The sequence below is a fragment of the Thalassolituus sp. UBA2590 genome, assembly GCF_002339775.1.
Classification (GTDB): domain Bacteria; phylum Pseudomonadota; class Gammaproteobacteria; order Pseudomonadales; family Oceanobacteraceae; genus Thalassolituus.
Window position 1 is genome coordinate 18,120 of sequence record NZ_DDKU01000181.1, and the last position, 8,939, is coordinate 27,058.

At 52.1% G+C, this 8,939-nt stretch carries 6 protein-coding genes; 1 reads left to right on the forward strand and 5 read right to left on the reverse strand.

The window, feature by feature from the left end; translation table 11 throughout:
* Position 1: 1 nt before the first annotated feature.
* The 5 genes from B2067_RS15635 to leuC all read right to left on the reverse strand — a co-directional run bounded on the left by B2067_RS15635 (position 2) and on the right by leuC (position 8,211).
* Positions 2 to 3,301, reverse strand: a complete 3,300-nt coding sequence (locus B2067_RS15635; protein ID WP_301389050.1) for a FimV/HubP family polar landmark protein — start codon at positions 3,299 to 3,301, stop codon at positions 2 to 4.
* 248 nt (positions 3,302 to 3,549) lie between these two features.
* Positions 3,550 to 4,671, reverse strand: coding sequence for an aspartate-semialdehyde dehydrogenase (gene asd, locus B2067_RS15640; RefSeq protein ID WP_068441747.1), 1,122 nt, complete (start codon positions 4,669 to 4,671; stop codon positions 3,550 to 3,552).
* Between the two features lie 4 nt (positions 4,672 to 4,675).
* Positions 4,676 to 5,761, reverse strand: coding sequence for a 3-isopropylmalate dehydrogenase (gene leuB, locus B2067_RS15645; RefSeq protein WP_301389051.1), 1,086 nt, complete (start codon positions 5,759 to 5,761; stop codon positions 4,676 to 4,678).
* Between the two features lie 375 nt (positions 5,762 to 6,136).
* Entirely contained in the window at positions 6,137 to 6,778 is a 642-nt protein-coding gene (gene leuD, locus B2067_RS15650) for a 3-isopropylmalate dehydratase small subunit (RefSeq protein WP_301389052.1), read from the reverse strand.
* Between the two features lie 14 nt (positions 6,779 to 6,792).
* Entirely contained in the window at positions 6,793 to 8,211 is a 1,419-nt protein-coding gene (leuC, locus tag B2067_RS15655; protein WP_301389053.1) for a 3-isopropylmalate dehydratase large subunit, read from the reverse strand.
* A 156-nt stretch (positions 8,212 to 8,367) separates the two neighbouring features.
* On the opposite strand from leuC, the gene B2067_RS15660 reads away from it, so the two are divergent.
* The coding region (locus B2067_RS15660) for a LysR family transcriptional regulator (protein WP_301389054.1) at positions 8,368 to 8,939 on the forward strand (572 nt) is incomplete at its 3' end.

Genomic DNA, 8,939 nt, shown 5'->3' on the forward strand with positions numbered 1-8,939 from the left:
ATCAGGCGAGCTTATCCATCAGGTCTTTCGCTTCCTGCTTCTGAGCATCATTCCCTTCCTGGACGACTTCCTGAAGGAGCTCTTTCGCACCATCAATATCTTCCATATCGACGTATGCGCGCGCCAGATCAAGTTTCGTAGCACACTCATCAGTGCCCGCCAGGAAGTCGAACTCGTCATCAGCGGCTGCCAGCTCATCTAGGTCGATACCTCCGATCAGGTCACTGCCACCCGCCAGGTCATCATCACCAGACATCAGGGCTTCGAGATCGTCCGATACGTTTTCACCCTCGGAGTCTGGCGCTGCAACCAACTCATCTTCGTCTGCAGAGCTTTCGTCAACAGGGTCAGCAGAGGTGTCGGATTCAGGCGCTTCGTGCGCGACCTCTTCTCCAGCTTCCTCACCGGCCTCTTCAACAGAAACATCATCTGCAGACTCAGCAAGTTCAGAATCAGCATGTTCAGAATCAGAGCTATCTTCCACATCGAACGTCAGCTCTGGAAGTTCTTCTTCAGAGGAAGCAACAGTATCCAGATCACCGTCCGCATCAAGAAGGTCGTCCAATTCTTCATTAGAAGATGTCGTAGCTTCGTCAACTTCGAAATCGAGTGACAGATCGTCTTCAGAATCTGCCAGTTCGCCAGCAACCGGAGACTCCGCAGGGCCTTCTAACGTTTCTGTAGAATCCACAAGATCGTTGGAATCTGAATCCAGATCGAAATCGTCAACACTGAAATCGATTGAGGACGCACTATCATTCTCAGGCTCAGCAGGAAGCTCCGCTGTAATATCTTCAAGATCAGTCGTTAAATCGTCTGCATCGAGATCCAGAGAAGGAAGCTCGTCGTCGGCATCATCAAGCGACGCGAGACTGTCACTCTCTTCAGTTAACACATCATCGGACGAATCAGCCGCAACTGTCTCCGCAGAGAGTTCATCATCGTCACCCAAATCAAAGTTAAGAAGGTCATCATCCAGCTCCGGCGCATCATCTTCGAGGGACATGTCGACGCCCTCTTTTTCTGCGTCAAAATCTGAAGACTCATCCAACTTAAGGTCAGGCACCTCTTCCAGCTGAGCGCCAATACCATCGTCTTCCGGTGCTGCATCATCACCGAAGTCCAACGCGGCACCAAAGTCCATCCCACCTTCAAATTCATCTTCTGCGGATTCATCAATTGAAGGCAGCTCGCCATCAAGGCTCAATGCACCTGGTTCGTCAGCACGGATTTCCGGCTCAATTGGATTAGACAGTTGCTGTCTGAATTCTGCTGCTTCTGCGTTCGCGGCCGAATCACCAATCGCAATCAGGTTCGCCTCTGCCTCGGCAAAAGCTTCTGCATCATCAAGCGAAGAGAGTACTTCAAGCTGCTTCAGCCGCAGGTCCGTGCGTTCTGGCTCAGCCGCAATTGCACCTTTGAGAAGCTCGATCGCCTGATCAAATTTCCCGTAGGCAATGTAAATGTCCGACTCACTGATGGCGTCTTCGGTCTGACCGACAGTTTCATACTCGCCATCGGCATCTTCGTAGGCATCCAGGTCGATATCAGAGAGATCAGATTCGATATTGCTATCGAGCTCTTCGTCGCCCAGATCGAAGTTACCGAAGCTGTCATCGCCATTATCTGATGACAGATTGTCATCGAATCCCGGAAGGTCATTGTTATCAGGCAGATCCAGCTCAGAGTTACCTGGCGCCATCGCTGCTGCCTCGGCTGCATTCAATTCCGCTTCGGCTTCTGCAACGGCATCTTCCTCTTTACGCGCTTTCAGCTTCATGATCGCGTAAACAAGCATTAGCAACAGACCCGCCGCAACGGCGAAGTACGGGTAAGGGTCAGCCATAACTTTAGCGACGATACCTTTATCCGATTCTGCCGCAGAGCGACGAGCTTCCGCTGCCGCTCGCTCAGCCATAGCTTTCTGTTCAGCAGTCTGAACTGGAGCAGCCTGCTCAGTCTCGGCTGCAGCACCTTCGCTGTAGTTGTAATCAGTACCTGCCTCAGACTCAGATTCAGCGTCTTCAGTTGCCGGAGCTTCTTGAGGTGCCGCTTCGGCTACTGCCTCAGTCTCTGTTTGCTGCTCTACTGGAGCAGCGTCTTCAGCAGGCGTTGTGGCAGATTCAGTTACTGATTCACTTGTCTGTTCGGTTGCGGCTTCAGTGGTAGCTACGCCCGTCGCGTCCGCTTTTGCAGCTGGCTCGGTCCCAGCCTGCATATTGGCTAGCTGGTCATTCTGAAGCGAAATCAAACGCTCCATTTTAGCGAGCTGCTCTTCAAGCGCATTAAGGCGCTCTACCAGCTCCTGATTCTCACGCTGGCTCTTATCGAGATTCTCAAGCGCAATCGCCAGATCTGTTTCAGCCGCACCAGCGGTGCCGGCTTTACCCGAAACAGCCCCACCCGACTGGTTCGAGTCGCCGCTTGCTTCAGATGCGAGAAGGCGAACTTCGCCATTTCCGGTTGATTTGCGTGGGCCAGAAGTATCAGTATTACGGCCAGTTGCATCAATCTGAGCAACACCGGCTTTCAGTTCACGGTTCTGACGTACTACTTCAGCAACAGCTTCGCGGTTATTTACCGTTTCAATGATGGAAGCATCAGGGATATCAAGAACAGTGTGGGTTTTGAGGCGATTGATATTGCCATTGATGAAAGCTCCAGGGTTAACGTCCTGCAGAGCGATCATCATTTGTTGTGGAGTCACAGACGCATCTGGCCGGGTTGCCAGAGCGATTTCCCAGAGGGTGTCGTTCGGCTGAACCTTGTAGGTGCCCGGCGCAGCTGGAGTCTGCCAGCTATTTGAGCGCTTAGGTGCAGGCTTCGGTTCTGGACGCGACTGAGGCGCTGTTACCGTCGTCTGTGACTGAACGGAGCCCGCAGGCACTGCAACTAATGGTTGAACCCGTCCTTCTTCGAATACCGGTGGATCAAGAAGAACGGTGTATTCGCGGAGCACACGACCTGCCGGCCAGTTGAGCTCTACGAGGAAATTCAGAAAAGGTTCATTAACAGGATCACGGGTCGTGATCAGAATACGGTCGCCATTGACCGAAAATTTCATCTGCGTAAGGAACTGGTAGCGATCAATACCTGCGCGTTCGAAGTCAGCAGCACTGGCAAGCTTTGGTTTAATTTCCGAGCTGGTCAGACCTTGCGTATCAATAAGCTTGATCTCTGCGCTCAGGGGTTGATTCAGTGCAGAGTCCAGTTCCATCTCGCCCAGGCCCAACGCCAGAATATGAGATGATAAGGACATTCCCCCAGCCAACAGAATGCTTTTAGCAAGTAGGCGCTTCATTATTGCTTCCTTGTTGTCGTTCGCGACGATGTATCGCAGGTTTTCGAAAAACCGCTTTCTTTTTAGATGATCCTGACCCAGCTTACTTATAGATTCCGTTCATAAGCGATTCGTAGTATCAAATATAAAGTCAGCTAACGCAATATTTTGCCCGGTTTGCGGGGGATAAAAGCGTGACGTATGAAACACTTAGAGCATTTTTCTATCAGCCACCATGAAAAAAGCGGGGCAAATGCCCCGCTTTCTCATCACTTATTCAACAAAATGCGCAACATTCTGCGAAGTGGCTCAGCTGCGCCCCAAAGGAGCTGATCGCCGACAGTAAAGGCAGAAATATATTCCGGACCCATATTCAGCTTACGAATACGGCCTACCGGGATACTTAATGTGCCCGTCACTTTTGCTGGAGTAAGTTCCGTCATGCTCGCATCACGATCATTCGGAATTACTTTCACCCAATCGTTATGACCGGCAAGGATCTCTTCGATTTCACTGACCGGAATGTCTTTCTTCAACTTCAGCGTCATCGCCTGGCTGTGACAACGCATCGCACCTACACGAACACACAGACCATCGACTGGTACCTGATTGTCGCTGCGACCCATAATTTTGTTCGCTTCAACCTGCGCTTTCCATTCTTCACGGCTCTGGCCAGATTCGAGCTGAGAGTCGATGTATGGAATCAGGCTGCCCGCCAGAGGCACACCAAACTGGTCAGTCGGCAGCGCATCGCTACGGATGAAGTCAGCGACCTGACGGTCGATTTCAAGAATCGCACTGGCAGGGTCATCAAGCTTGTCTTTCACTTCGTCGCGGATAGCACCCATCTGAGAGATCAGTTCGCGCATGTGACGCGCACCTGAACCAGACGCTGCCTGATAAGTCTGAGGAGCAACCCACTCCACCAGATCTTTCTCGAACAGACCGCCCAGTGCGAGCAGCATCAGGCTAACGGTACAGTTACCGCCAACGTAGGTTTTTACGCCTGACTCAATGCCCTTTTCGATCACGTCTTTGTTAACAGGATCAAGGACGATGATGGCATCGTCGGCCATACGCAGTGAAGATGCTGCATCGATCCAGTAACCGTTCCAGCCAGCTTCGCGCAGTTTGCCGTACACTTCTTTGGTGTAATCGCCGCCCTGACAGGTAATGATGACATCCTGTGCTTTCAGTGCATCGATATCAAATGCATCTTCCAGAGTTCCGCAGTCCTTACCGGCAAAATCCGGTGCTGGCAGACCTTTCTGAGACGTGGTGAAAAATACCGGATTAATCAGGTCAAAATCTTTCTCGTCCTGCATACGCTGCATCAGGACTGAGCCGACCATTCCGCGCCAGCCTACCAGGCCAACATTCATCTGTGACATGTAATTAAACCTCCTGCAGAGCAGCTACCACTGCTTCGCCCATTTCGGCGGTTGAAACTTTCTGCATACCTTCAGAGAAGATGTCGCCAGTACGCAGACCTTTATCGAGTACATCGCTGACCGCTTTTTCAATTGCGTCTGCAGCCGCGCCTTCACCCAGTGAGTAACGCAACATCATCGCAGCTGACAGGATGGTTGCCAATGGGTTAGCAATGCCCTGGCCGGCAATATCAGGTGCTGAACCATGACATGGCTCGTACATACCTTTGTTGTCTTTATCCAGAGAGGCGGAAGGCAGCATGCCGATAGAACCAGTCAGCATTGCAGCAGCGTCTGACAGGATGTCACCGAACATGTTCCCGGTAACCATCACGTCGAACTGCTTAGGTGCGCGTACCAGCTGCATAGCTGCGTTGTCCACGTACATGTGGGACAGTTCAACTTCTGGGTATTCTTTGCCCACTTCTTCCAGAATTTCGCGCCACAGCACGGTCACTTCCAGAACGTTGGCTTTATCGACAGAGCAAAGTTTCTTGTTACGCTTCATCGCAGATTCAAATGCAACGTGCGCAATACGCTTGATTTCAGACTCACTGTAAACGTAGGTGTTGTAGCCTTCGCGCTCGCCGTTTTCCAGAACGCGGATACCGCGAGGCTTACCGAAGTAAATACCACCGGTCAGTTCACGTACGATCAGAATATCCAGACCAGAAACCACTTCAGGCTTCAGTGAAGACGCTTCCGCCAGCTGCGGGTACAGAATGGCCGGACGCAGGTTACCAAACAGTTCCAGACCTGAACGCAGACCCAGCAGACCTTTTTCAGGACGCAGTTCGCGATCTTCGAGGTTATCCCACTTAGGACCACCTACCGCACCCAGCAGGATTGCGTCTGCTGCGCGAGCTTTGTCCATGGTCTCTTCTGGCAGTGGCGTGCCATGTACGTCGTAGGCAGAACCACCGACCAGACCGTCCACCAGCTCCAGACCCAGATTGAATTTTTCGTTCGCTACGTTCAGAACCTTAACGGCTTCTGCAACGATTTCCGGGCCAATACCATCGCCCGGCAGAATCAGTACGTTTTTGCTCATTTCTAAAACCTTAAAATCTATCTTCGCAATTCTTTAATACCGACACAGCGATGCAGCGGCACAATTCTTTTCCGGAACATCGCCAGGTGCCATCACAGCACGCCGTGAACCCATCCCTGGGAGCTCCCTTGTGCCATCCGACCACCATGGATGGTGGAAGTGCCGGGATCTGTATGGAACAGATCTGGCCATGGCACAAAGGGCTGTAATAGCACCTGCCAACATTCCTCAAGCCTCACTGGAGGCTAAATATGTAGATATCGGATAGTTAATTGGTTGGTTCGGGGGCCGTGTGCCGCATGGACGCGGCACCCGAGCCTACACGGACGTATTAACGGCGTGCCACAGAACAACTAATTAACTAATCCGCAGCGGTTAGGCACCAAACAACCATGGAGAAGAGGCGCGACGCTTCTCTTCATAGGCGCGAATTTCGTCAGCGTCCTGCAACGTCAGACCAATATCGTCCAGACCATTCAGCAGACAGTGACGACGGAAATCGTCCACCTCAAAGGCGATCTCTTCACCAGAAGGCGTCACCACCTTCTTATTCTCCAGATCGACAGTCAGTTGATAACCTTCGCTTGCCTCAGTTTCTCTAAACAGACGATCAACCGTCTCTTCGTCCAGAGCAATCGGCAGCAGGCCATTCTTAAAGCTGTTGTTGTAAAAAATGTCCGCGTAGCTTGGCGCAATGATCGCACGAAAACCGAAGTCTTCCAGCGCCCATGGCGCGTGCTCGCGGCTTGAACCGCAACCAAAGTTTTCGCGAGCCAACAGTACGGAAGCACCGCTATAACGTGGCTGGTTCAGTACGAAGTCTGGATTCAGCGGACGACCGCTGTTATCCGCATCCGGCTGACCTTCATCCAGATAACGCAGCTCATCGAACAGGTTCGGGCCGAAACCAGAACGCTTGATCGACTTCAGGAACTGCTTAGGAATGATCATATCGGTGTCAATGTTGGCGCGATCCATAGGAGCGACAACACCCTGATGTACAGTAAATGCTTTCATCTTATGTTCTCCTATTAAAGTTCACGCACGTCAACGAAGTGACCAGCAATCGCAGCCGCAGCCGCCATCGCCGGGCTCACCAGATGCGTACGGCCACCGTAGCCCTGACGGCCTTCGAAGTTACGGTTAGAGGTAGACGCGCAGTGCTCACCGCTGCCCAGTTTGTCAGCGTTCATCGCCAGACACATAGAACAACCTGGCTCACGCCATTCAAAACCGGCTTCGATAAAAATCTTATCCAGACCTTCTTTCTCTGCCTGCTCTTTCACCAGACCAGAGCCCGGTACGACTAAGGCCTGAATCAGGCTGTCCGCCACTTTACGACCTTTCGCAACTTCAGCAGCGGCACGCAGGTCTTCAATACGGGAGTTCGTGCAAGAACCGATGAATACACGATCCAGCTTAATGTCCGTGATTTTCTGACCCGGCTTTAAGCCCATGTACTCATAAGCACGGGTAAAGCCTGAACGCTCCACATCGTCTTCAGCGTCTTCAAGCGTTGGAACCGTGCCATCAACGGTCGTCACCATCTCTGGAGAGGTACCCCAGGTCACCTGTGGTTTGATGTCTTCGGCGCGAATCTCAACGACTTTATCGAACTCAGCATCGTCATCCGACTTGAGGTCAGACCATGCAGCGACGGCTTGTTCCCACTGATCTGCTTTAGGCGCAAACGGGCGACCTTTCACGTATTCAGCAGTGATCTCATCGAACGCTACCATACCCACACGGGCACCGGCTTCGATCGCCATGTTACACATGGTCATACGGCCTTCCATACTCATAGAGCGGATAGCAGAACCACCGAACTCCATGGCGCAACCGTTACCACCGGCGGTACCGATGACACCAATCACGTGCAGAACCACGTCTTTACCGGTAATACCTTTGCCCAGCTCACCGTCGACCTTGATCAGCAGGTTTTTCATTTTGCGCTGAATCAGGCACTGAGTCGCCAGCACGTGCTCAACTTCGGAGGTGCCAATACCATGCGCCAGTGCAGCGAACGCGCCGTGGGTTGCCGTATGGGAGTCACCGCACACAACCGTCATACCCGGCAGCGTCGCGCCCTGCTCTGGGCCAACGACGTGCACGATGCCCTGACGCTTGTCGGCCATTTTGAATTCGTTAATGCCAAAATGATCGCAGTTGTCGTCCAGAGTCTTAACCTGAATACGGGATACCGGATCCTGAATACCTTCGATACCTGATTTACGCTCAAGTACGGTGGTCGGAACATTGTGGTCAGGTGTCGCCAGGTTAGCGTCTAAGCGCCATGGCTTGCGACCTGCAATACGCAGACCTTCAAACGCCTGTGGAGAGGTCACTTCGTGCAGAAGCTGACGATCGATGTATATCAACGCTGTGCCATCTTCACGGGTTTTCACCACGTGCTGATCCCAGAGTTTGTCGTAAAGAGTCTTGCCGGCCATGCTCGGTACTCCCATCTCTTTAGTTAGGTTCTCATCATTAATCACTTGCTGAATGATACCTGAGCTGATAAACAACAGAAATTCATATTTTTTCTAGTTTGAATTCCTACTGGGAATACCAGCTACTATTTAGTATCAGCTCTTCCGGGGTGTGACATGGATACACAATCGTTAAAGGCGTTTATAGCAGTCGCTGAGCAAAAGTCATTTTCAGCGGCAGCAGAGTCTTTGTATCTGACGCAATCAGCGGTCAGTAAACGTATCAAGCAACTGGAAGAACAGCTAGGCACCACTCTGTTTGATCGTCACAACAGAACCATCAGCCTGACCGAGGCTGGCGAAGCCCTCCTCCCCCGAGCGCAACATATTCTGGATCTTGTCTCAGACACAGAACTTGAACTGGAGAATATTTCCGGCGATATCAGCGGCAGCCTGACCTTAGCGACCAGCCACCATATCGGCCTGCACCGACTACCGCCTGTTCTCAGAAAATTTGTACATGCTCACCCAAATGTGGATCTCGACCTGCAGTTTATGGGCTCTGAGCGTGCCTACCAGGCGGTGAGACTACGTCAGGTCGACCTCGCACTGACAACACTGGAGCAAACACCCAAAAGCGATATTGCTGCCATCCCTCTCTGGCAAGACGACATGGTGTGCGTCTGTGCAGCCAATCATCGGCTGGCTGGTATCCCTCAGGTCTCACTTCAGGATCTGTCGTCCGAGCC

Bases quoted from the DNA above. Each gene is read 5' to 3' on its own strand.
- B2067_RS15635 (WP_301389050.1), bottom strand. From the start codon at position 3,301: ATGAAGCGCCTACTTGCTAAAAGCATTCTGTTGGCTGGGGGAATGTCC.
- asd (WP_068441747.1), bottom strand. From the start codon at position 4,671: ATGTCACAGATGAATGTTGGCCTGGTAGGCTGGCGCGGAATGGTCGGC.
- leuB (WP_301389051.1), bottom strand. From the start codon at position 5,761: ATGAGCAAAAACGTACTGATTCTGCCGGGCGATGGTATTGGCCCGGAA.
- leuD (WP_301389052.1), bottom strand. From the start codon at position 6,778: ATGAAAGCATTTACTGTACATCAGGGTGTTGTCGCTCCTATGGATCGC.
- leuC (WP_301389053.1), bottom strand. From the start codon at position 8,211: ATGGCCGGCAAGACTCTTTACGACAAACTCTGGGATCAGCACGTGGTG.